The organism is Pseudomonas sp. FW305-3-2-15-E-TSA4, assembly GCF_058787295.1.
Genome location: NZ_JBYSZP010000003.1, coordinates 40,577 through 65,124 on the forward strand (window position 1 = coordinate 40,577; position 24,548 = coordinate 65,124).

Annotated in this window: 25 protein-coding genes; 6 read left to right on the forward strand and 19 right to left on the reverse strand. The window is 61.1% G+C overall.

The annotated features are described in order from the left end of the window. Positions 1 to 223 precede the first annotated feature (223 nt). The 9 genes from AC3WMV_RS04615 to ubiE form a co-directional block, all read right to left on the reverse strand. Positions 224 to 931, reverse strand: a complete 708-nt coding sequence (locus tag AC3WMV_RS04615; RefSeq protein WP_027611294.1) for a 16S rRNA (uracil(1498)-N(3))-methyltransferase — start codon at positions 929 to 931, stop codon at positions 224 to 226. After that, the gene (gene tatC / locus AC3WMV_RS04620) at positions 928 to 1,719 is read right to left on the reverse strand and encodes a twin-arginine translocase subunit TatC (RefSeq protein WP_027611295.1); all 792 of its coding nucleotides are present in this window, start codon (positions 1,717 to 1,719) and stop codon (positions 928 to 930) included. The genes AC3WMV_RS04615 and tatC overlap by 4 nt, the downstream gene beginning before the upstream one ends. After that, positions 1,716 to 2,168, reverse strand: a complete 453-nt coding sequence (tatB, locus tag AC3WMV_RS04625) for a Sec-independent protein translocase protein TatB (RefSeq protein ID WP_103369831.1) — start codon at positions 2,166 to 2,168, stop codon at positions 1,716 to 1,718. Before tatB ends, tatC begins: the two co-directional genes overlap by 4 nt. Positions 2,169 to 2,178: 10 nt before the next feature. Beyond that, entirely contained in the window at positions 2,179 to 2,460 is a 282-nt protein-coding gene (locus tag AC3WMV_RS04630; protein ID WP_003220847.1) for a twin-arginine translocase TatA/TatE family subunit, read from the reverse strand. Between the two features lie 25 nt (positions 2,461 to 2,485). Further along, on the reverse strand, positions 2,486 to 2,818 hold the full coding sequence (locus AC3WMV_RS04635) for a phosphoribosyl-ATP diphosphatase (protein WP_003220849.1): 333 nt from the start codon (positions 2,816 to 2,818) through the stop codon (positions 2,486 to 2,488). After that, complete coding sequence (hisI, locus tag AC3WMV_RS04640) at positions 2,811 to 3,212, reverse strand: phosphoribosyl-AMP cyclohydrolase (RefSeq protein ID WP_007909357.1); 402 nt, start codon at positions 3,210 to 3,212, stop codon at positions 2,811 to 2,813. The genes AC3WMV_RS04635 and hisI overlap by 8 nt, the downstream gene beginning before the upstream one ends. Positions 3,213 to 3,292: 80 nt before the next feature. Beyond that, positions 3,293 to 4,897 (reverse strand): ubiquinone biosynthesis regulatory protein kinase UbiB, encoded by a 1,605-nt coding sequence (gene ubiB, locus AC3WMV_RS04645; RefSeq protein ID WP_027611297.1) that lies wholly within the window; start codon positions 4,895 to 4,897, stop codon positions 3,293 to 3,295. Further along, the gene (locus AC3WMV_RS04650; RefSeq protein ID WP_003220855.1) at positions 4,894 to 5,517 is read right to left on the reverse strand and encodes a ubiquinone biosynthesis accessory factor UbiJ; all 624 of its coding nucleotides are present in this window, start codon (positions 5,515 to 5,517) and stop codon (positions 4,894 to 4,896) included. Before AC3WMV_RS04650 ends, ubiB begins: the two co-directional genes overlap by 4 nt. Continuing rightward, the gene (gene ubiE, locus AC3WMV_RS04655) at positions 5,517 to 6,287 is read right to left on the reverse strand and encodes a bifunctional demethylmenaquinone methyltransferase/2-methoxy-6-polyprenyl-1,4-benzoquinol methylase UbiE (protein ID WP_007961779.1); all 771 of its coding nucleotides are present in this window, start codon (positions 6,285 to 6,287) and stop codon (positions 5,517 to 5,519) included. Before ubiE ends, AC3WMV_RS04650 begins: the two co-directional genes overlap by 1 nt. A gap of 154 nt (positions 6,288 to 6,441) precedes the next feature. On the opposite strand from ubiE, the gene AC3WMV_RS04660 reads away from it, so the two are divergent. The 3 genes from AC3WMV_RS04660 to AC3WMV_RS04670 all read left to right on the forward strand — a co-directional run bounded on the left by AC3WMV_RS04660 (position 6,442) and on the right by AC3WMV_RS04670 (position 8,293). Then, the gene (locus AC3WMV_RS04660; RefSeq protein ID WP_003220859.1) at positions 6,442 to 6,717 is read left to right on the forward strand and encodes a polyhydroxyalkanoic acid system family protein; all 276 of its coding nucleotides are present in this window, start codon (positions 6,442 to 6,444) and stop codon (positions 6,715 to 6,717) included. 231 nt (positions 6,718 to 6,948) lie between these two features. After that, entirely contained in the window at positions 6,949 to 7,371 is a 423-nt protein-coding gene (locus AC3WMV_RS04665) for a phasin family protein (protein WP_027611299.1), read from the forward strand. A 10-nt stretch (positions 7,372 to 7,381) separates the two neighbouring features. Then, positions 7,382 to 8,293, forward strand: a complete 912-nt coding sequence (locus tag AC3WMV_RS04670; protein ID WP_096794687.1) for a phasin family protein — start codon at positions 7,382 to 7,384, stop codon at positions 8,291 to 8,293. Between the two features lie 257 nt (positions 8,294 to 8,550). Here AC3WMV_RS04670 and AC3WMV_RS04675 read toward each other — a convergent pair whose 3' ends face one another. From AC3WMV_RS04675 to AC3WMV_RS04720, 10 genes are all read right to left on the reverse strand, one after another. Next, the gene (locus AC3WMV_RS04675) at positions 8,551 to 9,171 is read right to left on the reverse strand and encodes a TetR/AcrR family transcriptional regulator (RefSeq protein ID WP_027611301.1); all 621 of its coding nucleotides are present in this window, start codon (positions 9,169 to 9,171) and stop codon (positions 8,551 to 8,553) included. 30 nt (positions 9,172 to 9,201) lie between these two features. Then, the gene (phaC, locus tag AC3WMV_RS04680; protein ID WP_103368731.1) at positions 9,202 to 10,884 is read right to left on the reverse strand and encodes a class II poly(R)-hydroxyalkanoic acid synthase; all 1,683 of its coding nucleotides are present in this window, start codon (positions 10,882 to 10,884) and stop codon (positions 9,202 to 9,204) included. A 139-nt stretch (positions 10,885 to 11,023) separates the two neighbouring features. Beyond that, on the reverse strand, positions 11,024 to 11,878 hold the full coding sequence (gene phaZ / locus AC3WMV_RS04685; RefSeq protein ID WP_027611303.1) for a poly(3-hydroxyalkanoate) depolymerase: 855 nt from the start codon (positions 11,876 to 11,878) through the stop codon (positions 11,024 to 11,026). Between the two features lie 225 nt (positions 11,879 to 12,103). Next, entirely contained in the window at positions 12,104 to 13,783 is a 1,680-nt protein-coding gene (gene phaC / locus AC3WMV_RS04690) for a class II poly(R)-hydroxyalkanoic acid synthase (protein ID WP_103368730.1), read from the reverse strand. A gap of 257 nt (positions 13,784 to 14,040) precedes the next feature. Then, the gene (locus tag AC3WMV_RS04695) at positions 14,041 to 14,418 is read right to left on the reverse strand and encodes a gamma-butyrobetaine hydroxylase family protein (RefSeq protein ID WP_103368729.1); all 378 of its coding nucleotides are present in this window, start codon (positions 14,416 to 14,418) and stop codon (positions 14,041 to 14,043) included. Positions 14,419 to 14,571: 153 nt separating this feature from the next. Continuing rightward, a complete protein-coding gene (gene hslU, locus AC3WMV_RS04700; RefSeq protein WP_007968354.1) occupies positions 14,572 to 15,909 on the reverse strand; it encodes an ATP-dependent protease ATPase subunit HslU in 1,338 nt (445 codons plus the stop codon). Between the two features lie 55 nt (positions 15,910 to 15,964). Next, entirely contained in the window at positions 15,965 to 16,495 is a 531-nt protein-coding gene (gene hslV / locus AC3WMV_RS04705; protein WP_007968352.1) for an ATP-dependent protease subunit HslV, read from the reverse strand. A 283-nt stretch (positions 16,496 to 16,778) separates the two neighbouring features. Further along, the gene (locus tag AC3WMV_RS04710; RefSeq protein ID WP_041074932.1) at positions 16,779 to 17,486 is read right to left on the reverse strand and encodes an SPOR domain-containing protein; all 708 of its coding nucleotides are present in this window, start codon (positions 17,484 to 17,486) and stop codon (positions 16,779 to 16,781) included. Position 17,487: 1 nt separating this feature from the next. After that, positions 17,488 to 19,224, reverse strand: a complete 1,737-nt coding sequence (gene argS, locus AC3WMV_RS04715; protein WP_103368728.1) for an arginine--tRNA ligase — start codon at positions 19,222 to 19,224, stop codon at positions 17,488 to 17,490. A 230-nt stretch (positions 19,225 to 19,454) separates the two neighbouring features. Then, positions 19,455 to 21,674, reverse strand: coding sequence for a primosomal protein N' (locus AC3WMV_RS04720; protein ID WP_103368727.1), 2,220 nt, complete (start codon positions 21,672 to 21,674; stop codon positions 19,455 to 19,457). A 288-nt stretch (positions 21,675 to 21,962) separates the two neighbouring features. Between AC3WMV_RS04720 and rpmE the strand changes: the two genes are divergently transcribed. The 3 genes from rpmE (at position 21,963) to AC3WMV_RS04735 (ending at position 24,454) form a co-directional block, all read left to right on the forward strand. Continuing rightward, entirely contained in the window at positions 21,963 to 22,178 is a 216-nt protein-coding gene (gene rpmE, locus AC3WMV_RS04725) for a 50S ribosomal protein L31 (protein ID WP_007968345.1), read from the forward strand. Positions 22,179 to 22,219: 41 nt separating this feature from the next. Then, entirely contained in the window at positions 22,220 to 23,002 is a 783-nt protein-coding gene (locus AC3WMV_RS04730) for a thermonuclease family protein (RefSeq protein WP_103368732.1), read from the forward strand. A gap of 183 nt (positions 23,003 to 23,185) precedes the next feature. Further along, entirely contained in the window at positions 23,186 to 24,454 is a 1,269-nt protein-coding gene (locus AC3WMV_RS04735) for a malic enzyme-like NAD(P)-binding protein (RefSeq protein WP_003220889.1), read from the forward strand. The last annotated feature ends 94 nt before the right edge of the window (positions 24,455 to 24,548 follow it).

A 24,548-nucleotide genomic window follows, 5' to 3' on the forward strand; every position in this document is an offset into this window, starting at 1 on the left:
CTCCCCTCGGACCACTTGCTAATTGGACTTATGGGGACTGTATCGGCTGGATGATGGCAATCTGTAACCTGATTTGCCCGGGGCGCAGCGACATTGTGGCGAGGGAGCTTGCTCCCGCCCGGCGGCGCAGCCGTCGCAAAACTGGCAAACACATTTTAATCTGAAGAAAGAGCAATGGCCGCTTCGCGCCCAAGCGGGAGCAAGCTCCCTCGCCACAGTACTTTTAGAACAGGCGGGCGAGCAGGGCGGTGACGGCGGTTTCGACGCGCAGGATGCGTTCGCCCAGTTGCACCGGTTGCAGGCCGGATTTGCCCAGCAGGTCGATTTCGTAGGGAATCCAGCCACCTTCGGGGCCGATCGCCAGGGTCACCGGTTCGCTCAACGCACGTGGGCACGGCGGGTAATTGCCGGGATGGCCGACCAGGCCGAGGGTGCCTTCGCTGATCGCTGGCAGACGATCTTCGACGAACGGTTTGAAGCGCTTCTCGATGATGACTTCCGGCAGCACGGTATCGCGGGCCTGTTCGAGGCCGAGAATCAGGTTCTCGCGAATCGCTTCCGGCTCGAGAAACGGCGTCTGCCAGAAACTCTTCTCGACCCGGTAGCTGTTGACCAGAATCACCTTCGACACGCCCATGGTCGCCACGGTCTGGAACACCCGTCGCAGCATTTTCGGGCGGGGCAGGGCCAATACCAGCGTCAATGGCAGCTTGGCCGGTGGTGATTGATCGAGGGTGACACGCAACTCGGCTTCACCGGCCTCAAGGCGCAGCAGCTCAGCCGAGCCCATCAAGCCATTGATCCGTCCCACGCGCAGGCTGTCACCGACTTCCGAGCGGTGCACTTCCTGCATGTGGGTCAGGCGCCGGTCACGCAGCACGACGCGGTCGGCCGCGATGAAGTCGGCCTCTTCGAGCAACAGCAGGTTCATGCCTGGGTCGCTGGCGGCTGGTCGTTGTGATCGTCGGCCGGTGTTTCGTCCGGGCGTTCGCGCTTGCTGATCAGGCCGCCGAACAGAATGCCGATTTCAAACAGCATCCACATCGGTACCGCCAGCAGGGTCTGCGAGAAGATGTCCGGCGGGGTGAGGATCATGCCGACCACGAAGCAGCCGATGATCACGTACGGGCGGATCTTCTTCAGGTATTTGACGTCGACCACGCCGATCCACACCAGCAGCACCACGGCCACCGGAATTTCGAACGCGACGCCAAAGGCGAAGAACAGCGTCATCACGAAGTCGAGGTAACTGGTGATGTCGGTCATCATTTCCACGCCGGCCGGGGTGGCGGCGGCGAAGAACTTGAAGATCAGCGGGAACACGAAGTAATAGGCGAACGCCATGCCGGTGTAGAACAGCAGGATGCTGGACACCAGCAGCGGCACGGCGATGCGCTTCTCATGCTTGTACAGGCCCGGCGCGATGAAACCCCAGATCTGATGCAGGATCACCGGAATCGCGAGGAACAGCGAGACCATCATCGTCAGCTTCAGCGGCGTCAGGAACGGCGACGACACATCCGTGGCGATCATCGTCGCGCCGACCGGCAGGTACTGGCGCAGCGGCGTCGAGACGAAGGTGTAGATCTGCTGGGTGAAGGCGAACAACCCGGCGAAGATGATGAACACCGCCGCCACACAACGCAGCAGGCGGGTGCGCAACTCGGTGAGGTGCGATACCAGCGGCATGTGCTGGTCGTTTTCGGGGAGATCGCTCATGGGGCTCGCGGCGGCAATGTAGGGTCGTGAGGCGCTGGTGTAGTCGGCGCGGCGGTTGGGGCTACGTGTTCAACCGGCGTTGGCGCCGCGACGGGCACAGGTTCGGTTGTCGCTACGGCAGGTGCAGGTGCAGGTGCAGCAGGCGCGGCTGGCGCATGAATCGTCTGCTCGCCGACATGCTCAACCGGGTTCGGCTCCTGCTGAACCGGCGTGAAAATCTTCCGCGCCTCCTGCTCCAGCGACAGGATGTGCTCGTTGTGCAGTTGCCGACGGATCTCGTCGGCACCGATTTCACGTTCAACTTCCTGTTTGATCGCGTTGAAGCTGCGCTTCAGCCGGCCGACCCACAGGCCAGCGGTGCGCGCAGCGCCCGGCAGACGCTCGGGGCCCAGCACCAGCAGGGCGACGAGGCCGACGAGCAGCAGTTCAGAGAAGCTGATACCAAACATTAGTCAGTGCTCACACGTCTTTGCGGATCGGCTCTTCGACTTTCTGCGCCTGCACGTCGATGGTGTGCGGCGGGTTGGCCTGAGCGGTGGCTTGCGGCTGCACCGGTGGTACTGGCTGCGCAGGCGTCACGGTCGGATCGGCGGCCGGCTTTTCGTCATCGTTCATGGCTTTACGGAAGCCCTTGATTGACTCGCCGACGTCGGTGCCGAGGTTTTTCAGTTTCTTGGTGCCGAACACCAGCACCACGACTACCAGAATGACGATCCAGTGTTTCCAGTCAAAAATGCCCATGTTGCTGTTCCTCTCTAAAAATTGTTCAGGCGGACGGACGCGAGGCTTTCTCGACGTGTCCGGACAGACCGAAGCGACGATCCAGTTCATCCAGCACGGCCTGCGGATGCTGCCCCAACTGGGCGAGCATGACCATGCTGTGGAACCACAGGTCGGCAGTCTCGTAGATCACATCGCTGCAGTCACCGCTGATGGCGGCGTCCTTGGCGGCAATAATGGTTTCGACCGACTCTTCGCCGACTTTCTCCAGAATCTTGTTCAGGCCCTTGTGATACAGACTAGCTACATATGAGCTGTCGGCCGCTGCGCCTTTGCGCTCTTCAAGTACCTGAGCGAGGCGGGTCAGGGTGTCACTCATGTTTGTGTCCTGCGGAATAGATTGCGTGCGGGTCTTTCAAGACAGGGTCGACCGTTTTCCAGTCGCCGTTTTCGAAGACGCGGTAAAAGCAGCTTTGACGGCCGGTATGGCAAGCGATGTCGCCGATCTGTTCGACCATCAGGATGATCACGTCGGCGTCACAGTCCAGACGCATTTCATGCAGGGTCTGTACATGGCCGGACTCTTCGCCCTTGCGCCACAGCTTGCCACGGGAACGTGACCAGTAGATTGCACGGTTTTCCGCAGCGGTCAGTTCCAGCGCTTCGCGGTTCATCCAGGCCATCATCAGCACGCGTCCGGTCTTGTGATCCTGGGCAATCGCCGGCACCAGGCCATCGGCGTCCCACTTGATCTCGTCCAGCCAGTTTTTCATCTTCGACTCCGACAGCGAACCCGCACTTCAATAGTCGGGTTCAGGCGTTCAAACAGTGTGCCAGCCGATCAGCGAACTGGCTATCGGCGAACGACCAGATACAAGCCGACTGCCACCATGATGCCCGCCGGCCAATGCCCCAGTTCGTGCAGCGGGCCACCCGCGGCGAGGATCGTGCCGCCGGCCAGATGCGCGCAACCGAGCAGGCGCAGGAACCAGTCGTCCTTGCGTTTGTGCCACGGTGGCGGCGGGTCGTAGGCGTGCGGTTGCGACATGCGTTCGAGCAGATCGCGAGCCATGTTGGCCAGGTGCGGCAGCTGTTCGAACTGGCTCTGCACGTTGCCGAGCAAGGCTTTCGGGCTGACGCGCTCGCGCATCCAGCGCTCAAGGAACGGCTGCGCGGTGTTCCACAGATCCAGATCCGGGTACAGCTGACGACCGAGGCCCTCGATGTTCAACAGAGTCTTCTGCAGCAGAACCAGTTGAGGCTGGACTTCCATGTTGAAGCGCCGTGCGGTCTGGAACAGGCGCATCAGCACCTGGCCAAATGAAATATCTTTTAACGGTTTTTCGAAGATCGGTTCGCATACGGTGCGGATCGCCGCTTCGAATTCGTTGAGTTTGGTTTCCGCCGGCACCCAGCCCGAATCGATATGCAACTGCGCCACACGGCGGTAATCGCGCTTGAAGAAAGCGAACAGGTTGCGTGCCAGGTAGTCCTGGTCTTCCGGGGTCAGGCTGCCGACGATGCCGCAGTCGATCGCGATGTACTGCGGGCTCCACGGGTTGACGGTGCTGACGAAGATGTTGCCCGGGTGCATGTCGGCGTGGAAGAAACTGTCGCGGAACACTTGGGTGAAGAAGATCTCCACGCCGCGCTCGGCGAGCATTTTCATGTCGGTGCGCTGGTCGGCGAGGGTCGCCAGATCCGTCACCTGAATCCCGTAGATGCGCTCCATCACCAGCACTTTCGGCCGGCACCAGTCCCAATAGACTTGCGGCACGTAAAGCAGCGGCGAGCCTTCGAAGTTGCGCTTCAACTGGCTGGCGTTGGCCGCCTCGCGCAGCAGGTCGAGTTCGTCGTAGATGGTTTTTTCGTAGTCCTGCACCACGTCCACCGGGTGCAGCAGGCGGGCGTCGGCGGAGACCTTTTCGGCGGCGCGGGCGAGGATGAACAGCCACGCCAGGTCCTGGGCGATCACCGGTTTCAGGCCCGGGCGGATCACCTTGACCACCACTTCTTCGCCGGTCTTCAGTTGCGCGGCGTGCACCTGCGCCACCGAGGCCGAGGCCAGCGGCTCGACGTCGAAACGGCTGAACACTTCGCTGATCTTCTTGCCTAGCTGTTCTTCGATCAGCTTGATCGACAGCTGCGAATCGAACGGCGGCACGCGGTCCTGCAGCAGCATCAACTCATCGGCGATGTCTTCCGGCAGCAGGTCGCGGCGGGTCGAAAGAATCTGCCCGAACTTGATGAAAATCGGCCCCAGATCCTGCAGCGCCAGGCGCAGACGCGCACCACGGCTCAGCTCCAGCGGCTTGCGCGGCAACCAGCGCCACGGCAGCACGTAACGCAGCGCCAGGAGAAACCAGGGCAGCGGCAGCTCGAACAGCAGGTCATCGAGGCGGTAGCGGATCACGACGCGCTGGATGCGCAACAGACGGCGGACGGCAAGCAGCTTCATGCGTTATCGCTTGGGTCGAGGGATCGGGAAAGGCGCTCGAAACGCGCCTCGAGACGTTCCAGATCAAGTTTGATCCGGTCCAGTTCGCTGAATCGCGCTTCGGCTTCGCGCTGCCCGACGAGGGTGCGCGATTCTTCGGCGAGGTATTCGGCGAGGTTCTGGTTGAGGCTGGCAAATCCTTGTTGATACCAGCGTGCGCGGCTGCGCAGGTGACCGCCAATCAGTTGCGTGGCGACCGGGCCGAGCCAGCGCGAGAGTTCGTACTCCCAGTCCAGCTCGAGGTCCTGCAGCACGCCGGCCAGTTCCAGCAGCACGCCGCTGTCACCGTCGAGCTCGACTTCCGGGGCATGCAGCACCGCGGTCTTGTCTTTGCTCACGGCCAGTTTCACCAGGCTCGATGCCGGGGCGCGCAGCGTGCAGTCGACACCGGTTTCCCAGTGCGAGGCGAGCATCAGGCCCTCATCGCTGGGCAGGATGAACAGTTGCAGCGCCGGGCTGCGGCAATCGACGGCAATCACTTTGCCAGTCAGATGCGCCAGCCGCGGCAGCGCCGTGCTGTCGAGACGCAGCACCCGGTTCAGACCGAGTTCGACGCTGGCGAGCAGCCCGGTGAGCAACATCAGGGCTTGATGCCGCGGTGCAGGGCGACGATGCCTGCGGTCATGTTGTGATAGGTCACGCGGTCGAAACCGGCGTCGACCATCATCGACTTCAGGGTTTCCTGATTCGGGTGCATGCGGATCGATTCGGCCAGGTAGCGATAGCTTTCCGAGTCGTTGGTGATCAGCTTGCCCATCAGTGGCATGAAGGCGAACGAGTAGGCGTCGTAGGCTTTCGACATCAGCGCGTTGGTCGGCTTGGAGAACTCCAGCACCAGCAGGCGGCCGCCGGGCTTGAGCACGCGCAGCATCGAGCGCAGGGCGTCTTCTTTGTGCGTCACGTTGCGCAGGCCGAAGGCGATGGTCACGCAGTCGAAATGGTTGTCCGGGAACGGCAGTTTTTCCGCGTCCGCCTGAACGAATTCGACGTTGCCCGACACACCCAGATCCAGCAGACGGTCACGGCCGACCTTGAGCATCGATTCATTGATGTCGGCCAATACCACCTGACCGGTCGGGCCAACCAGGTGCGAGAATTTTTTGGTCAGATCACCGGTACCTCCGGCGATGTCGAGCACGCGGTTGCCTGCACGCACACCGGACAGTTCGATCGCGAAACGCTTCCACAGACGGTGCATGCCGCCCGACAGAAGGTCGTTCATCAGGTCGTACTTCGCGGCTACGGAGTGGAACACCTCAGCGACTTTTTCCGCTTTCTGGCTTTCCGGAACGTTTTTGAAGCCGAAGTGAGTGGTGGGTTCGGCATCGCTGCCTTTGCGCTGATCAGTCATATCGCTGTCACCAAAAGAGAATGCGCGACATTCTAATCCCCAAGCCATGCTTTGTCTTGGAATGGCTAAAGGTAAGATGGGCGACCTTCGGGACGATTTGCCGCAGACGCGGTCAAGATTTACCGTCACCTATTCATCAAGCAGGAGTCATTCGATGGCCAAAATCAGTGTTGAGCGTGCCCACAGCCTGGGCAAGGAAGCCGCCCGCGAGAAGGCCGACAAGCTGGCGCAGAAACTCTCCGATCAATATGGCCTGGAGCCGCAGTGGTCGGGCGACACCCTGAACCTCAAGCGCTCGGGCGTGAAAGGCGCGGTGCATGTGGCCGACGACTCGATCCGCGTCGACGTGGAACTGGGCATCATGATGTCGGCCATGAGCGGCATGATCAAAGCCGAGATCGAGAAGGCGCTGGACAAAGCGCTGGTCTGAAACACGATCCCCTGTAGGAGTGAGCCTGCTCGCGATAGCGGTCTGTCAGTCACTGGAATGTTGATTGACAGACCGCTATCGCGAGCAGGCTCACTCCTACATTTGTTCTGTGGCGCTCCTGCTGTTTATGTCAGTTGTTAGGGTGCCGTTTCTAATTTTTCTCCCTACTTTGTGCCTGAGCCCGACACTTTTGCGGGCAGTTCCTCAAACCTTCTGCGCGTGAGGTGCACCATGGCCAAAGTCATTCTGAAGAAAAAAATCGACGCTTCGACTTCTGCTCTGAGCGACGTCAAATCCTATGCCCGCAAGATCTGGCTGGCAGGCCTGGGTGCCTACACCAAGGTCGGCCAAGAGGGCAGCGACTACTTTCAAGAGCTGATCAAGGCTGGTCAAACTGTTGAAAAGAAAGGCAAAAGAGTCGTCACCGAAAAACTCGAAGCCGCCAATGCCGAGATCGATGAAGCCAAGGATGAAGTCAGCTCGTTCAAAGGTCGCGTCGAAGTTCAGCTCGACAAGGTCGAGAAGGCGTTCGACTCCCGTGTAGCAAGCGCCTTGAATCGTATCGGCATTCCGTCTAAACATGACGTTGAGACACTCTCTGCTAAGCTCGATGAGCTGACGGCATTGCTCGAACGCGTCGCGCGTAAATCTTAAGGAGAACGGGATGGCTGGTAAAAAGAACACCGATAAAGAAGGCAGCTCGTGGATTGGGAAAGTCGAAGACTACTCCCGCAAAATCTGGCTGGCTGGTTTAGGCGTGTACTCGAAGATCGACACTGACGGCAGCAAGCTCTTCGAGTCACTGGTCAAAGACGGCGAGAAAGCCGAGAAGCTCACCAAGTCGGCAGTCGGCAAGAAAGTCGATGCCGCCAAGGATTCCGCTTCTTCGGCCAAATCGCGCATCAGCGGCGTGAAAGATCGCGCACTGGGCAAGTGGGACGAGCTGGAAGGGGCTTTCGACAAGCGCCTGAACAGCGCGATTTCGCGCCTGGGTGTGCCTAGCCGCAATGAAGTCAAAGCGCTGCACAGCAAGGTCGAGACCTTGACCAAGCAGATCGAGAAACTCACCGGTCTGAAAACCCAACCGGTCGCGGCGAAAACCGCAGCGGCCAAACCGGCAGCCAAAACCGCCGCCAAGCCACTGGCTAAAGCGGCTGCGAAACCAGCTGCCAAAGCTGCGGCCAAGCCAGCGGCAAAAACCGCTGCCGCCAAGCCTGCTGCTAAAACGGCCGCTGCCAAACCAGCCGCCAAGGCTGCCGCGAAACCGGTTGCTGCCAAAGCCGCTGCGAAACCTGCGGCCAAGTCCGCGGCCAAACCAGCCGCCAAGCCAGCAGCGAAAACCGCTGCCGCGAAACCGGCTGCCAAACCTGCGGCCAAACCGGCTGCGGCGAAAAAACCGGCAGTGAAAAAACCGGCCGCGCCGAAGGCCGCTGCGCCGAAGCCAGCTGCACCCGCAGCAGCCAAGCCAGCCACCCCGGCAACCCCGGCCAGCGCGTCGAACTCCGCCGCTGCACCGACTCCGGTAGCCACCCCGACTGCTGCATCGACCCCGTCGACGCCAACCAGTCAGTCCTGATTTTTCAGGGCAAAACAAAACGCCCGGCCTGTGAAGGTCGGGCGTTTTTGTTTGTGCCTTTTAAAAGCTTACCCTCACCCCAGCCCTCTCCCCGAGGGAGAGGGGGCCGATTCGGGGATGCTTCAGCCTTACACCGACCTGAAAGTGTCGTATTGAATCCATAATCGACTGGATTTTTCAGGTCGCCGTATTGCGTAAGACAATAAGGTCAGTCCCCTCTCCCTCTGGGAGAGGGTTAGGGTGAGGGGCTCTTGATTTCATTCGTGATCTTCGAGGTATTGCAGGGCCATCCGCTCCGTCGCCACTTTCACCGGCGGCAGCAGATGCGGCGCCACCAGCATCATGATCTGGTACACCACCAGTTTGACCTCGCCTTCACGATCGAGAATCCGCTGATAGTCCAGCGAGAACAGCAGGGTCAGGGTGATCTGCTCCACCAGTTGCCCCAACGCCTGGGTATCACTGACCAGTTGCCCCGAAGCCTTCAACCGCGCCAGCAAGGACGCCAGCGTACGCTTGAGCGCGTTGAGCAGGTTGCGGATGCCCTTGGCCAGTTTCGGCAGGCGCCCGGCGAGGTTCGACAGGTCCTGGAACAGAAACCGGTACTGCGCCAGGCGCTCGACGATCAGGTGCAGAAACAGCCAGTAATCCTCCGGCGCCAGCTCGGCATCCGATGGCGGATCGAGCAGCGGCGCCAGTTCGTTCTGGAAGCGTTCGAACAGGCCGAGAATCAACGGCTCCTTGCCGTGAAAGTGGTAGTAGAGATTGCCGGGGCTGATCCCCATTTCGTTGGCAACTTCCATGGTGGAGACGTTGGGCTCACCCTTTTCGTTGAACAGTTGCAGGGCACATTCGAGAATCCGGTCGCGGGTTTTCATCCAGTCTTCTTAGAAAAGTTCGGTTAAGCGTCAGCGCACATGCACGTAGGTGCCGGGTGCTGCCTCCATCGGTGGATAATTCGGGTTGCCGAGGGTAAACGTGGTTTCGTGCTGCGTGCCGGAGCGCTGCTGTATCCACTCCAGCCACTGCGGCCACCAACTGCCGTCGACGCGCTTGGCGTCGTAGTACCAGGCGCGCGGATCGCTGCTCAGCTTGCCGTTCTCGACGTAATTGGCTTTCGGGTTGCTCGGCGGGTTGAGGATGCTCTGCACGTGCCCACTGTTGGACAGTACGAAACGCCGCTCGCCACCGAGCAGCAGGGTCGAGCGGTACACCGCGTCCCACGGCGTGATGTGGTCGTTCATGCCGGCCACGCTGAAGCTGTCGACGGTGACTTTCTGCAGATCGATCGGCGTACCGCAGACTTCCAGGCCACCCGGGTGGGTCAGCGGGTTGTGTTTGAAGAAGTCCAGCAGGTCGCCGTGGAACGCGGCGGGCAGGCGAGTGTTATCGTTGTTCCAGTAGAGAATGTCGAAGGCCGGTGGCTCTTTGCCGAGCAGGTAGTTATTGACGAAGTAGCTCCAGATCAAATCGTTGGGCCGCATCCAGGCAAACACCTTGGCCATGTCGCGACCGTCGAGCACGCCTCGCTGGTAGGAGCGGCGTTTGGCCGCTTCGATGGTCTGTTCGTCGGCGAACAGGGTGGTCGGGGTTTCGATCTCGCTGTCGAGCAGGCTGACCAGATAGGTCGCACTGGAGATCCTCCGCAGTTGCCGTTTGGCCTGCAGATGCCCCTGTAGCGCAGCGATGGTCAGGCCGCCGGCGCAGGCGCCCATCAGGTTGACCTCGCGCGCGCCGGTGATCGCCCGGCAGATGTTCATCGCTTCCTCCACCGCTTCGACGTAGGTCGACAGGCCCCATTCACGGTGGCGCACGTCCGGGTTGCGCCAGCTGATCATGAAGGTCTGCAGACCGTTTTTCAGCGCGTACTGGACGAAGCTGTTCTGCGGGCTGAGGTCGAAAATGTAGTACTTGTTGATTTGCGGCGGCACCACCAGCAGCGGCTTGGCGTACTGTTTTTCGCTCATCGGCTTGTACTGGATCAGCTCGAGCATCTCGTTGCGAAACACCACGGCACCGGTGGTGGTGGCGACGGTCTTGCCGACCTCGAACGCCTGTTTGGTGACCTGGCGCGGCAGGCCATCGTTGTGCAGCAGATCATCAAACAGATGGCTCAGGCCGCGCACCAGACTCTGGCCGCCGGAATTGAACAGCTCCTTGACCGCCAGCGGATTGAGCAAGGTGTTGGAGGGCGCGACGGCATCGTTGAGCAAGGTGAACGCGAAGTGCGCGCGAGCGCGATCGTCCTCGCTCATGCTGCTTTCATCGATCCAGCTCTTGACCTGTTTCTGCCAGGCCAGATACGCCTGCAGGCTGCGCCGGTAGAACGGATTGAGGCTCCACGCCGGGTCGGCGAACCGCGCGTCCTGCGGGTTGGTCGGGTGCAGGGTTTCACCGAGCAGCACGCGACCGAGCTGGCCGCCGAGTTTCAGCGCGTGTTTCGCACTGTGGAGCGGGTTGCGCAGACCGTGGGCGGCGACGCTGCGCAAGGTCGAGAGCAAGTCCCGCCCACGCAGGCCGGTCATTGCACTTTGTGCATTGATGAACACGGCGGGACTGGGCACTACGCCCGTCGCAGGTTTGTCGCGCATGACTCAACACTCCTTCGTCTTCAGGTCAAAAACAAACTCACCGAACCAGAACACCATAGTCGCTGTTACGGGTTGCTGCCTGCGCGGCGTCCTGCCGCGCACTTTGTTCAAAACCCTGCATAAAGCCTGCCGCCGTGATTTATCCGCCCAGCGGGGTCGGATGCGGGTGCATCACGGCGCGCTGCCGCTCCTCCTCAAGGAATTTCATGATGATCGGCGCCACGGCTTCGGCGCGGGTGATCAGGAACAGATGACCGTCGTCGATGATGTGCAGTTGGGCGTTGGGAATCCGCCAGGCGAGCATGCGCATGTTGATCAGCGGGATCAGTGGATCGTCGTCGCCGGCCAGCACCAGGGTCGGCTGATGGATCTTGTGCAGCCAGTGAATGCTGGTCCAGCCGAGGCCGGCGAACAGCTGCCAGTAGTAACCGAGCTTGCCCGCCGAACGCACTTTCGCCGCATGGCTGGCGGCCAGCGTCGGGTCGCGGCGGAACGAGCCGCCGTAAATCAACGGCGCAATGCGGATCACGTGCGATGGCTGAATGTAACGGCGTGGGCTGGCCATCATCCACAGCACTTTCGGCTTGCCCGGCACCATGAAGGCGCCGGCCGCAGTCGCCGCCAGCACCAGTTTCTTGCAGCGTTCGGGGTAGTCGTGGGCGAATTGCTGCGCCAGCGCACCGCCCCAGGACACGCCGATCACGTTGACCTGACCGTAGTCGAGGTAGTCGAGCATCCGCGCCGTCAGCTTCGCCAGCCCGGGAAAGCGATAAGGCCGGTTGGGCGTCGACGAGCCGCCGACACCGGGCACGTCGAAGGCGATCACTTCCAGATCCGGGTCCAGCGCCGCGACAAACGGAAACACCAGCTCCAGGTTGGCGCCGATGCCGTTGAAAATCAGCAAGGGCGTCAAATGAGGCTTGCCGGGGCGTACCGCGGTGCGGAGGGTCTGCCCATCCAGATCGACGGTACGGAAAATGAACGGTTGCGGCATGCTTCAGGCCCTGTGGGTCAATCTCAATATCACCTTCAATCCCTTGTGGGAACGGGCATTGTGGCGAGGGGATTTATCCCCGATCGACTGCGAAGCAGTCGCACACCCTCAAACGCGGAGAATCATAGTTGCCGCGATTGCAGGTTTTGGGGCCGCTGCGCGACCCATCGGGGATGAATCCCCTCGCCACAATGCCCGCTCCCACAGGGGAATGAGGTGTGTCAGTTACCGCTCGTGAACGTAGGTGCCCGGCGAGGCCTCGCCTGCCGGATACGCCTTGTTGCCCAGTTTCAGTGGTGCCTTTTTCAGATTACCCGAGCGCTCGGCCTGCCACGCCTGCCAGTACAGCCACCAGGAATCGGTGTGCTTGGTCGAGTTCTCTTGCCATTCGTCGGCATTGGCGGCCATGCCTTCGCTGGTCATGTAGCGCGATTTCGGGTTGCCCGGCGGGTTCAGGATGCTCTGGATGTGCCCGCTGCTCGACAGCACGAACTCGACCTTGCCGCCAAACAGCTGCGCCGACTTGTAGCAGGATTTCCACGGGGTGATGTGGTCGTTGGTGCCGGCCAGCGAGAAGATGTCGGCGGTAACCTGTTTGAGGTCGATCGGCGTGCCGCACACTTCCAGTGCATTGGGGCGAATCAGTGGGTTGTTTTTGAACATCTCGATCAGGTCGCCGTGAAACGCTGCCGGCAACCGGGTGGTGTCGTTGTTCCAGAACAGGATGTCGAACACCGGCGGCTCGTTACCGAGCAGGTAGTTGTTGACCCAGTAGTTCCAGATCAGGTCGTTGGGGCGCATCCACGCGAAGACCTTGGCCATGTCTTTGCCTTCGAGCACGCCGGCCTGATATGAGTGACGCTTGGCGGTCTCGAGGGTCTGCTCGTCGACGAACAGGGCGACGTCGCTGTCCAGGGTGGTGTCGAGCACGCTGACCAGCAGGGTCAGGGCGTTGACTTTGTTCTCGCCGAGGGCGGCGTAGTGGCCGAGCAGCGCGGTGCAGGTGATACCGCCGGAGCAGGCGCCGAGCATGTTCACATCTTTGCTGCCGGTGATGGCGGTGACCACGTCGACTGCTTCTTTCAGCGCATCGATGTAGGTCGACAGGCCCCACTCGCGCTGGGCCTTGGTCGGGTTGCGCCAGCTGACGATGAAAGTCTGCACGTTATTACGCAGGCAGAAGCGCGCGAGACTCTTGTCCGGGCTCAGGTCGAAAACATAGAACTTGTTGATCTGTGGCGGCACCACGAGCAGTGGACGCTCGTGGACTTGCTCGGTGATCGGCTTGTACTGGATCAGCTCCAGCACGTCGTTGCGAAACACCACCGCGCCTTCGGTCACGCCGAGGCTCTTGCCGACCTCGAACGCGCCCATGTTGACCTGGCTCGGCATGCCGCCGTTGTGCACCAGATCCTTGGCCAGATGCGAGAGGCCATCGAGCAGGCTTTTGCCGCCGGTCTCGAAGAAGCGTTTGACCGCCGCCGGGTTGGCGGCGGTGTTGGTCGGGGCCATGGCTTCGGTCATCAGGTTGATCACGAAGTGGCCGCGCGCGATGTCTTTGGGTGACAGGCTGCTGTCGTCGATCCAGGAATGGAGCTCCTTGCGCCACGCCAGGTAAGTTTGCAGATAACGTTTGTAGAGCGGGTTCTGACTCCACGCCGGATCAGCGAAGCGACGGTCATCGCTGGCCGGTTGCAGTTCGGATTTGCCGAACAGCACGTTCTTCAGTTCAAGACCGAAATGGGTCACGTGCTTGACGCTATGGATCGGTTGTTTGATGGCCTGGGTCAGCACCATTCGAGCAGAGGCCAGCAGATCCTTTCCGCGCAGCCCAACGACGGGATTAAGCCCCAGGGTGTTTTCCGAGGCTTGGTACTTCAGGTCATCGTTATTCTTGTTACTCATCTACGACGCTCCATTGTCCTGAGACGAGTACCCGGTTTCTGCTGTGCAGTTCCACAGCGAATGCCAGGTACTACTGCTCGGGTGACCGTTAATTCTGCATAGCTGCTTTACAGTCGTAGAGCACTGCAGGGAACTTGCCAGCTCCATTGGTTACCCGAGTTTAATTTTTTTCGCAAGCAGGCCGATCCTCGGCCACACAGCAGAGCATTCAAACAGATGAATTTAGAAAATGCCCTCTAAAGAGCAAGAGTCTCGGACTAGAGCATCAGCTTGACGATTGACTGGTCCGGATCGCGGGTTTTCCCGGCCGCTTTGAGCTCGGCCAGATAATCGGCCCAGAGTGCGTCATGACGTCGCCCCAGCTCGTAGAGATAATCCCAGGTGAACAGGCCGCTGTCGTGACCGTCGTCGAAGGTCAGTTTCAGTGCGTACTGACCGGCCGGTTCCAGGCCGCTGAGGCCGACATTGAGCTTGCCGAATTGCAGGATCGGTTTGCCGTGGCCCTGGACCTCGGCGGAAGGGGAATGCACGCGCAGGAATTCGGCGGGCAGGGTGTATTCCTCGCCGGACGCGTATTTGAGCGTCAGGGTTTTCGAGGCTTTGTGCAGTTTGATGTCGGTGGGGATTGAGGTCATGGTCTGGCGTCCGTTGTGTGGGCGACCCTGATTCAAATGTGGGAGCGGGCTTGCTCGCGAATGCGGTGTGTCAGCCAACATTGGTGTCGACTGGCACGGCCTCTTCGCGAGCAAGCCCGCTCCCACAGGGTCCGCTACCGCTGTAAGTATGGCTTACAGGATATAACGGGACAGGTCTTCGTTCTGCGCCAATTCGCCCAGATGGCTGTTGACGTACGCAGCATCGATCAGGATCGGCTTGTCATCATGCGCACTGGCCAGGTCGCCGGCGCTGAACGATACCTCTTCCAGCAGACGCTCGAGCAGCGTGTGCAGACGACGGGCACCGATGTTCTCGGTTTTCTCGTTGACCTGCCAGGCGATCTCCGCCAGACGCTTGATGCCTTCAGGCTGGAACTGGATGTTCAGGCCTTCGGTTTTCAGCAGCGCGCAATATTGCTCGGTGAGCGATGCGTGCGGCTCGCTGAGGATGCGCTCGAAGTCTTCCGGGCTCAGCGCCTTGAGCTCGACACGGATCGGCAGACGACCCTGCAGCTCCGGCACCAGATCGCTCGGCTTGCTCAGGTGGAACGCACCAGAGGCGATGAACAGGATGTGGTCGGTCTTGACCATGCCCAGTTTGGTATTGACGGTGCATCCTTCGATCAGCGGCAGCAGGTCGCGCTGTACGCCTTCACGGGACACGTCGGCGCCGCCGACATTGCCGCGCTTGGCGACCTTGTCGATTTCGTCGATGAACACGATGCCGTGTTGCTCGACCGCTTCCAGCGCCTTGGCCTTCAACTCTTCTTCGTTGACCAGACGCCCGGCCTCTTCGTCGCGCACCAGTTTCAGCGCTTCTTTGACCTTGAGCTTGCGCGCTTTCTTCTTGCCCTTGCCCATGTTGGCGAACAGGTTCTGCAGCTGGCTGGTCATTTCTTCCATACCAGGCGGCGTGGCGATTTCGATGCCGGCCACTTCGGCGACTTCGATCTCGATTTCCTTGTCGTCCAACTGGCCTTCGCGCAGGCGCTTGCGGAACAGCTGACGGGTGTTGGAATCGCTGCTCGGTGCTTCTTCATTGCTGAAGCCCATGCGCGCCGGTGGCAGCAGTGCGTCGAGGATACGGTCCTCGGCAGCGTCTTCGGCACGGTGACGCACGCGGGTCATTTCCTGCTCGCGGAGCATCTTGATCGCGGCGTCGGCCAGATCACGGATGATCGATTCGACGTCACGGCCAACGTAGCCGACTTCGGTGAATTTGGTCGCTTCGACCTTGATGAACGGCGCATTGGCCAGTTTCGCCAGGCGACGGGCGATTTCGGTTTTACCGACACCGGTCGGGCCGATCATCAGGATGTTTTTCGGGGTCACTTCAACGCGCAGCTCTTCAGGCAGCTGCATGCGGCGCCAGCGGTTGCGCAGGGCAATCGCGACGGCGCGCTTGGCATCGTCCTGGCCGATGATATGGCGGTTGAGTTCGTGGACGATTTCGCGGGGAGTCATGGACATAGTAATTGACGGTCCTCAAGCAGAAACAAGCCGTGGCACTTTGGCCGCGTCAGGCTTATTCAGCGAGATCCTGCTCCTCAATGGTCTGGGTGTGGTTGGTGAATACACAGATGTCGCCGGCGATACCGAGGGCAGTTTCGACGATCTCACGGGCCGACAGGTCGGTCTTTTTCAACAGCGCGCTGGCTGCGGCTTGCGCGTAGGCGCCGCCGGAACCCATGGCGATCAGGCCGTCTTCGGGTTCGACCACGTCACCGTTGCCGGTGATGATCAGCGAGGCGTCCTTGTTGGCGACCGCGAGCATGGCTTCGAGGCGGCTCAGGGAGCGGTCGGTGCGCCATTCTTTGGCGAGTTCGACAGCGGCGCGGATCAGGTGGCCCTGATGTTTCTCGAGCTGGCCTTCGAAACGTTCGAACAGGGTGAAGGCGTCGGCGGTGGCACCGGCGAAACCGGCGATGACCTGGCCGTGGTACAGGCGACGAACTTTCTTCGCGTTGCCTTTCATCACGGTGTTGCCGAGAGAAACCTGGCCGTCGCCGCCCATGACGACTTTGCCGTGGCGGCGGACTGAAACGATGGTGGTCAAGGGAAGAGTCTCCACGCAGCGGGGCGAAAATGCCTTATGCCCATTCATATGGGGGTGCTGGAGAGGATTTCAACCGGGGAGGGCAATGGGAGACGAATGGTGTTTGATGACTGTGGCGAGGGGATTTATCCCCGATGGGGCGCGAAGCGGCCCTGAAACCTGCGGTTGCAGCGGTCTGACGCACCGCGAATGCCGGATTTACGACTGCTGCGCAGCCGGTCGGGGATAAATCCCCTCACCACAAGGTTGTGGGCAACCTCAGAGTGAGGTGCCCACAGGCCAATCAGCGGCTCTGGCGTTGTTGTAACAACAGGTTGCTGAAGCCGCTGCCGGCCAGTTGTTTTTGCGCAGTCGTCAGCTGTTCGCGGTTGCTGAACGGGCCGACCAATACGCGGTACCAGGTTTCATCCTTCACCGTGCCCGACTCAACCGAAACAGCCTGGCCCAGCAGAATGATCTGCGCCCGCACCTTGTCCGCGTCCGCCTCTTTGCGGAACGAGCCGGCCTGGAGGAAGAACTTGGTCACCGGCGCCGCTTTCGCCACCGGTGGCGCTGGCGGCGGGGTAATACCTGACAGCGCAGCCTGCGCCCGCGCGGTGTCGATCTTCGCCGCTTCCGCCGGGGTGACCGGCGTGGTCGGCACTTGTGGCGTCGGCAGGGTTTTCTCCGGCACGGCATCCGGCGGCACGATCACTTCCGATTCCGGCAGCAAGGTGTAGAAGTCGTACTTCGGCTTCACCGGTTGCGTCGGGCTCGGCGGGGTCTTGTTGGCCTCGGCGATCTTCGACGCTTTCTGCTGTTGCGCCTGCTCGACTTTCTCGCGCTTGACCGTGTCGCTGCCCTTGCCAGGCTCCAGTTTCATCAGAAACACGATGAACGCACCGACCGTCAGGCCGATGGCCATCCACAGCCAGCCCGGGATCGGTTGCTTTGCAGGAGCTTGGTAACGGCTGGCGCCACGCTTGGGTGCAGGTTTTTTCTTGGCAGCCAACTTACATTTGCTCCAGGACTTTCAGGCCCAGCAGCTCCAGGCCTTGTTTAAGGGTTCGACGCGTCAACTCGGTCAGGCGCAGACGGCTTTGCATCTGTTCTGGTGTTTCAGCTTTCAGGATCGGGCAGTTCTCATAAAAGCTGGAGAACAGGCTGGCCAGATCGTAGAGGTAAGTGCACAGAATATGCGGAGTGCCTTTTTCCGCGACGCCGTTCAGCACTTCACCGAATTGTGCCAGTTTGGTGCCCAGCTCCTGTTCCAGCTCGGCTTCGAGGACAATTTGGCCCTGGACCTCGCTGAAGTCTTTGTCCAGTTTGCGGAATACGCCGGCAGCGCGGGTGTAGGCGTACAGCAGGTATGGCGCGGTGTTGCCTTCGAAATTCAGCATCAGGTCGAAGTTGAAGCTGTAGTCGCTGGTGCGGTGCTTGGACAGGTCGGCGTATTTCACCGCACCGATGCCGACAACCTTGGCGATGTTGCGCAGTTCGTCTTCGGCCAATGTCGGGTTCTTCTCTTTGACCAGGTTATAGGCACGTTCCTGCGCTTCGGTCAGCAAATCGATCAGCTTCACGGTGCCGCCATCACGGGTCTTGAACGGACGGCCGTCGGCGCCATTCATGGTGCCGAAGCCCATGTGCTCCATTTCCATCGGATGGGTCACGAAACCGGCCTTGCGCGCCACAGCGAACACTTGCTGGAAGTGCAGGGCCTGACGCTGGTCGACGAAGTACAGCGCGCGGTCGGCCTTCAGTTTGCCAGAACGATAGCGCACGGCCGCCAGGTCAGTGGTGGCGTACAGGTAACCGCCGTCAGCCTTGACGATGATCACCGGCAGCGGATCGCCGTCGGCGTTCTTGAACTCGTCGAGGAACACGCACTGGGCGCCGTTGCTCTCGACCAGCATGCCGGCGGCTTTGAGGTCGTTGACCACGTTGATCAGGTCGTCGTTGTAGGCGCTTTCGCCCATCACGTCGGCCATGGTCAGTTTGACGTTGAGCAGTTCGTAGATCTTCTGGCAGTGCGACAGCGAGATGTCCTTGAACTTGGTCCACAGCGCCAGGCACTCGGCATCGCCGGCCTGCAGCTTGACCACCAGACCACGGGCGCGGTCGGCGAATTCTTCGGATTCGTCGAAACGCTGCTTGGCGGCGCGGTAGAAGTTTTCCAGATCGGACAGCTCGTCGCTGGTGATCGGGTTTTCCTGCAGATACGCCATCAGCATGCCGAACTGGGTGCCCCAGTCGCCCACGTGGTTCTGGCGGATCACTTCGTCGCCGAGGAACTCGAGAACACGGGCCACGCCGTCGCCGATGATGGTCGAGCGCAAGTGGCCGACGTGCATCTCTTTGGCCAGGTTCGGTGCCGACAGGTCGACCACGGTGCGCTGCGCCGGGCCGGCCTTGCGCACGCCAACGTTAGCGTCGGCCAGAGCGGCGTCGAGGCGCGAGGCGAGGGCCTGGGTGTTCTGGAAGAAATTGATGAAGCCTGGACCGGCGATTTCGGCCTTGGTGACGTTCTCGTCGGCCGGCAGCGCAGCGATGATTTTCTCCGCCAGATCGCGCGGCTTCATGCCCGCAGGCTTGGCCAGCATCATGGCGATGTTGCTGGCGAAGTCGCCGTGGGTTTTGTCGCGGGCGTTCTCCACCTGAATCGCCGGCGACAGGCCTTCAGGCAACACACCTTCGTTGACGAGTTGGGTGAGGGCTTGTTGGATCAGCTGGCGAATGGTGTCTTTCATGGTCTTCTCTTTCGACCGCAAGCGCGGCGGCGCATCGATGCGCGGGTGGAAAAACTGGGCATTATCCGTTGCGAAGACGGGCTTGCCAACCTTAGCAGGCAGCTTATGGATATGTGGTGACAATTCGGGCCTATTCGCGAGCAAGCCCGCTCCCACAATGGATCAGCGGCGTTCATTTGCCTGGCTCATACGCTGTGGGAGCGGGCTTGCTCGCGAAGGCGATTTTCAGATCAATACAGATCCACGGGATCGACATCCAGCGACCAGCGCACCGCCCGCCCGCTCGGCATCTGCTCCAGTTCCAGCAACCAGTTGGCGAGCAACCGATGCAGCGGGGCCCGGGCTGCCGCCTGCACCAACAACTGTGCACGATAGCGACCGGCTCGGCGCTCCATCGGCGCCGGCACCGGCCCGAGCAATTCGATGCCGCTCAGATTCTGCTCGACCAGCAAGCGTTCGGCCGCGTTGCATGCCTCATCGAGAAAACCTTCGGCCTGCCCCGGTTTGTGCGCTTCGGCACGCAACAGCGCCAAGTGTGAAAACGGCGGCAGTCCGGCGGCGCGGCGCTCGCTCAAGGCCTGTTCGGCAAAGGCGAAGTAACCCTGCTCGGTCAGTTGCACCAATAAAGGATGGTCGGCCAGGTGGGTCTGGATGATCACCTTGCCCGGCTCCTCAGCCCGCCCGGCGCGCCCGGCCACCTGCACGATCAATTGCGCCATGCGCTCGCTGGCGCGGAAGTCGCCGGAGAACAGCCCGCCGTCGGCATCCAGAATCGACACCAGCGTGACCCGGGGGAAGTGATGCCCCTTGGCCAACATCTGCGTGCCGACCAGAATGCATGGCTGGCCCTTCTGAATCGTCGCGAACAGTTGATTCATCGCGTCCTTGCGCGAAGTGCTGTCGCGGTCGACGCGCAGCACCGGGTAGTCCGGGAACAGAATCGCCAGGCGCTCTTCGGCGCGTTCGGTGCCGGCGCCCACCGGCCGCAGATCGACTTTGTTGCACTTGGGGCATTGGCGCGGCGTGCGCTCGACGTTGCCACAGTGGTGGCAGCGCAGTTCGCCGTAGCGCTGGTGCACGGTCATTCGCGCATCGCAGCGTGAGCACTCGGACATCCAGCCGCAATCGTGGCACAGCAACGTCGGCGCAAAGCCGCGCCGGTTGAGAAACACCAGCACCTGCTGGCCGGCCGCGAGGGTCTGGCCGATGGCTTGTTGCATCGGCCCGGAAATGCCGCTGTCCAGCGGACGGCTTTTCACGTCCAGCCGCAGGAACCGTGGTTGCTTGGCACCGCCGGCTCGCTCGTTGAGACGCAGCAGGCCATAACGACCGGTGTAGGCGTTGTGCAGGCTTTCCAGTGAAGGCGTGGCGGACCCGAGGACGATCGGGATGTTTTCCTGTCGCGCGCGCACCAGTGCCAGATCCCGGGCGTGGTAGCGCAGGCCTTCCTGCTGTTTATAGGAGCCGTCGTGTTCTTCGTCGATGATGATCAGCCCCGGGTTCTTCATCGGGGTGAACAGCGCCGAGCGAGTGCCGATAATAATGTCGGCCTCGCCGTCGCGGGCAGCGAGCCAGGCGTCGAGGCGCTCGCGGTCGTTGACCGCCGAATGCAGCAGGGCGATGCGCGCATTGAAGCGCTGCTCGAAACGCGCCAGGGTCTGCGGGCCGAGGTTGATCTCCGGGATCAGCACCAGCGCCTGCTTGCCGGCTTCGAGGGTTTCGCGGATCAGTTGCAAATAGACTTCGGTCTTGCCGCTGCCGGTGACGCCCGCCAGCAGAAACGCGTGATAACTGTCGAACCCGGCGCGGATCGCTTCGTAAGCGGCGCGTTGTTCGGTATTGAGCGGCAGTTCCGGTTGCGCCAGCCAGTGTTCATGGCGCACGCCGGGGGCGTGCCGGCGGATCTCCACCTGCACCAGGCCCTTGGCCAGCAGCAGGTCGAGGCTGTCCTTGCTCAACATCAGTTTGCTCAACAACTGATGGGCGACGCCGTGCGGGTGCTGCGCCAGCGTCGCCAGCGCTTCCCGTTGCCGTGGCGCGCGGGCGATGCGCGGATCATCAAGGCTGGCGCCCGGCGCGACCGACCAGAAACGCTCCTGACGGGCTTCGGCCGGTTCGCCCTGACGCAGCAATACCGGCAGTGCCCAGCTCAAGGTGTCGCCGAGGCTGTGCTGGTAATACTGCGATGTCCACAGGCACAGCTTGAACAGCGCGGGCGGCAGCGGCGGCTCGGTATCGAGCAGGGCCAACGCCGGCTTGAGTTTCTCCAGCGGCACGTCGCTGGTATCGGCGATCTCGACCAGAATCCCGATCATCTCCCGCCGCCCGAACGGCACCCGCAGGCGCATGCCCGGCTGCAACTGGGCGCGCAGCACCCCGGCCGGCGCCCGATAATCGAACAGGCGGCGCAGGGGCGAAGGCAGGGCGAGGCGCAGAATGGCGTCGGGCACGCGGGGGGATCTCGATCAGCAGGCGATTAAAAGGACTGCGTATATAACCTGTGGGAGCGAGCCTGCTCGCGAAAGCGGTGTATCAGGCGGCTGATATGCTGGCTGATAGATCGTCTTCGCGAGCAGGCTCGCTCCCACAGGGACAGCGCAATGGGCCGGGAGCCTAGCAGACGGTCGGTCTCAGGGACAGCTTGCGCGATTGACATTGTCTGGTAGAATCCGCGGCCTAATTACGTGCGGTATTCAACAATAGTGTTGGGTGGCGGCACGCTAGCTGAGGAAGACATCATGAAAGCTGATATCCACCCGAATTACCCAGAAGTTGCAGTAACCTGCAGCTGCGGCAACAAGTTCGAAACCCGTTCGACCTTCGGCAAAGCCCTGGCGATCGACGTTTGCAACGAGTGCCACCCGTTCTACACCGGTAAGCAGAAGACTCTGGACACCGGTGGCCGCGTTCAGAAGTTCGCCGACCGTTTCGGTGCCTTCGGCGCCAAGAAGTAAGATTGGTCATTCTGGAAAACTTCGACGGTTTCTCCAGGCTGATGAAAAAGGCGTCCCTTGTGGGCGCCTTTTTTGTGTCCGCGATTTGGCTGTCCGCTGCCCAGGCATTTTGCCCCACGCCTGCCGGCCTGAGCAGCGTCAGCGTCCAGCGCGTGGTCGATGGCGACACGCTACGCCTGAGCGATGGGCGCAGTGTGCGGATGATCGGTCTCAACACGCCGGAGCTGGGCAAGCAGGGCCGCAGTGACGAACCCTTCGCCGTGGCGGCGCGCAAACGTCTTGAAGCACTGGTGGCGGACAGCCAGGGTCGGGTCGGTCTGCTCCCCGGCAAGCAGGCCAAAGACCATTTCGGTCGCACCCTCGCGCATGTCTACAGCACCAACGGCACCAATCTTGAAGCGCAAATGCTCGCCGACGGCCTCGGTTTTCAGGTGGCGGTGGCACCGAATGTCGATCTTGTTGCCTGTCAGCAGGCGGCCGAACGCAGCGCCCGTCAGGCCGGTCGAGGCCTCTGGCGCCAGTCGCCTGTACTGAAAGCGGAGCAGATCCGCACTTCGGGTTTCGCCGTGGTCAGTGGGCGTGTGAGCAAGGTTCAGCGCAATCGCGGCGGAATCTGGATCGAGTTACAGGACTCGGTTGTACTGCGCGTTGCACCCAATCTGGTCGGACAATTCGACAGCGCTCGGTTGCAAACGCTGAAGGGCAGACAGATCGAGGCTCGCGGGTGGGTTGTCGATCGTTCGCGGCGTGGCGGGTTGAAACCGGGTCAGCCGCGTTGGCTGCTGCCGTTGACCGATCCGTCGATGCTGCTAAGCGCGCGCTGAAGAAAAATTGTAGACATTTTTTCTACCGATTGTGAACAGTCAAGCCCTTGTGCGCCGTGGCTCTTGGCCCAAAGTCGTAGGACAGGGCGCTTGACAGGGGTGACCGCTCAGTCTTGTGGGGACTTTGCGAGGCGCGTATCCTCGCTGACCAGTCTGTCCAACAGTAAAAAGCGGAATGCCAAAATGTCTGATCTGAAAACTGCCGCTCTCGAATATCATGCCAATCCTCGTCCAGGGAAGCTGAGTGTCGAGCTCACCAAGGCCACTGCTACCGCCCGCGACCTGTCGCTGGCCTACAGCCCCGGCGTAGCTGAACCAGTGCGTGAGATCGCCCGCGATCCTGAACTGGCCTACAAATACACCGGCAAGGGCAACCTGGTTGCAGTCATTTCCGATGGCACCGCGATTTTGGGCCTGGGTAACCTCGGCCCACTGGCCTCCAAGCCAGTGATGGAAGGTAAAGGTGTACTGTTCAAGCGCTTCGCCGGTATCGACGTATTCGACATCGAAGTCGACTCCGAAAGCCCGCAAGCCTTCATCGACACCGTAAAACGCATCTCCATCACCTTCGGTGGCATCAACCTGGAAGACATCAAGGCGCCTGAGTGCTTTGAGATCGAACGTGCTCTGATCGAGCAGTGCGACATTCCGGTATTCCACGATGACCAGCACGGCACCGCGATCGTGACCGCTGCGGGCATGATCAACGCCCTGGAAATCGCCGGCAAAACCCTGCCGGAAGCCAAAATCGTCTGCCTCGGCGCCGGCGCTGCGGCCATCTCCTGCATGAAGTTGCTGGTGAGCATGGGCGCAAAAATCGAAAACATCTTCATGGTTGACCGTACCGGCGTGATCCACTCCGGCCGTGATGACCTGAACCAGTACAAAGCCGTGTTCGCTCACGCCACCGACAAGCGCAGCCTGGCTGATGCTCTGAAAGGCGCTGACGTGTTCGTCGGCCTGTCCGGTCCGAACCTGCTGAGCGCTGAAGGTCTGCTGTCGATGGCGGCCAACCCGATCGTCTTCGCCTGCTCGAACCCGGATCCGGAAATCTCCCCGGAGCTGGCGCACGCCACCCGCAGCGACGTGATCATGGCCACCGGTCGTTCCGACTACCCGAACCAGGTGAACAACGTTCTGGGCTTCCCGTTCATCTTCCGTGGTGCCCTGGACGTTCGCGCCAAGCGCATCAACGAAGAAATGAAAGTGGCTGCGGCCAACGCCCTGCGTGAGCTGGCCAAACTGCCAGTGCCACAGGACGTGTGTGACGCCTACGGTGGTGCGCCGCTGGAATTCGGTCGTGAGTACATCATTCCGAAGCCAATGGACAAGCGCCTGATCACCCTGATCTCCGACGCTGTGGCCAAGGCTGCGATCGAGACCGGTGTGGCGACCCTGCCGTATCCGAAGAACTACCCGCTGAAAAGCGTGGATGACGTGTTCAACGGCTAAGCCGTTGTAGCGCTTCAACGAAAGCCCCGGCTTGTGAGAGTCGGGGCTTTTTTGTGCCTGTGTGATTTGTGGTGTTCTTCAGTGCCTCTTCGCG

Bases quoted from the DNA above. Each gene is read 5' to 3' on its own strand.
- AC3WMV_RS04695 (WP_103368729.1), bottom strand. From the start codon at position 14,418: ATGACCTCAATCCCCACCGACATCAAACTGCACAAAGCCTCGAAAACC.
- AC3WMV_RS04670 (WP_096794687.1), top strand. From the start codon at position 7,382: ATGGCTGGTAAAAAGAACACCGATAAAGAAGGCAGCTCGTGGATTGGG.
- tatC (WP_027611295.1), bottom strand. From the start codon at position 1,719: ATGAGCGATCTCCCCGAAAACGACCAGCACATGCCGCTGGTATCGCAC.
- AC3WMV_RS04735 (WP_003220889.1), top strand. From the start codon at position 23,186: ATGTCTGATCTGAAAACTGCCGCTCTCGAATATCATGCCAATCCTCGT.
- tatB (WP_103369831.1), bottom strand. From the start codon at position 2,168: ATGTTTGGTATCAGCTTCTCTGAACTGCTGCTCGTCGGCCTCGTCGCC.
- ubiB (WP_027611297.1), bottom strand. From the start codon at position 4,897: ATGAAGCTGCTTGCCGTCCGCCGTCTGTTGCGCATCCAGCGCGTCGTG.
- AC3WMV_RS04660 (WP_003220859.1), top strand. From the start codon at position 6,442: ATGGCCAAAATCAGTGTTGAGCGTGCCCACAGCCTGGGCAAGGAAGCC.
- hslU (WP_007968354.1), bottom strand. From the start codon at position 15,909: ATGTCCATGACTCCCCGCGAAATCGTCCACGAACTCAACCGCCATATC.
- AC3WMV_RS04730 (WP_103368732.1), top strand. From the start codon at position 22,220: ATGAAAAAGGCGTCCCTTGTGGGCGCCTTTTTTGTGTCCGCGATTTGG.
- phaZ (WP_027611303.1), bottom strand. From the start codon at position 11,878: ATGCCGCAACCGTTCATTTTCCGTACCGTCGATCTGGATGGGCAGACC.
- AC3WMV_RS04630 (WP_003220847.1), bottom strand. From the start codon at position 2,460: ATGGGCATTTTTGACTGGAAACACTGGATCGTCATTCTGGTAGTCGTG.
- rpmE (WP_007968345.1), top strand. From the start codon at position 21,963: ATGAAAGCTGATATCCACCCGAATTACCCAGAAGTTGCAGTAACCTGC.
- AC3WMV_RS04650 (WP_003220855.1), bottom strand. From the start codon at position 5,517: ATGTTGCTCACCGGGCTGCTCGCCAGCGTCGAACTCGGTCTGAACCGG.
- phaC (WP_103368730.1), bottom strand. From the start codon at position 13,783: ATGAGTAACAAGAATAACGATGACCTGAAGTACCAAGCCTCGGAAAAC.
- AC3WMV_RS04675 (WP_027611301.1), bottom strand. From the start codon at position 9,171: ATGAAAACCCGCGACCGGATTCTCGAATGTGCCCTGCAACTGTTCAAC.
- hisI (WP_007909357.1), bottom strand. From the start codon at position 3,212: ATGAAAAACTGGCTGGACGAGATCAAGTGGGACGCCGATGGCCTGGTG.
- AC3WMV_RS04665 (WP_027611299.1), top strand. From the start codon at position 6,949: ATGGCCAAAGTCATTCTGAAGAAAAAAATCGACGCTTCGACTTCTGCT.
- AC3WMV_RS04635 (WP_003220849.1), bottom strand. From the start codon at position 2,818: ATGAGTGACACCCTGACCCGCCTCGCTCAGGTACTTGAAGAGCGCAAA.
- argS (WP_103368728.1), bottom strand. From the start codon at position 19,224: ATGAAAGACACCATTCGCCAGCTGATCCAACAAGCCCTCACCCAACTC.
- ubiE (WP_007961779.1), bottom strand. From the start codon at position 6,287: ATGACTGATCAGCGCAAAGGCAGCGATGCCGAACCCACCACTCACTTC.
- AC3WMV_RS04615 (WP_027611294.1), bottom strand. From the start codon at position 931: ATGAACCTGCTGTTGCTCGAAGAGGCCGACTTCATCGCGGCCGACCGC.
- phaC (WP_103368731.1), bottom strand. From the start codon at position 10,884: ATGCGCGACAAACCTGCGACGGGCGTAGTGCCCAGTCCCGCCGTGTTC.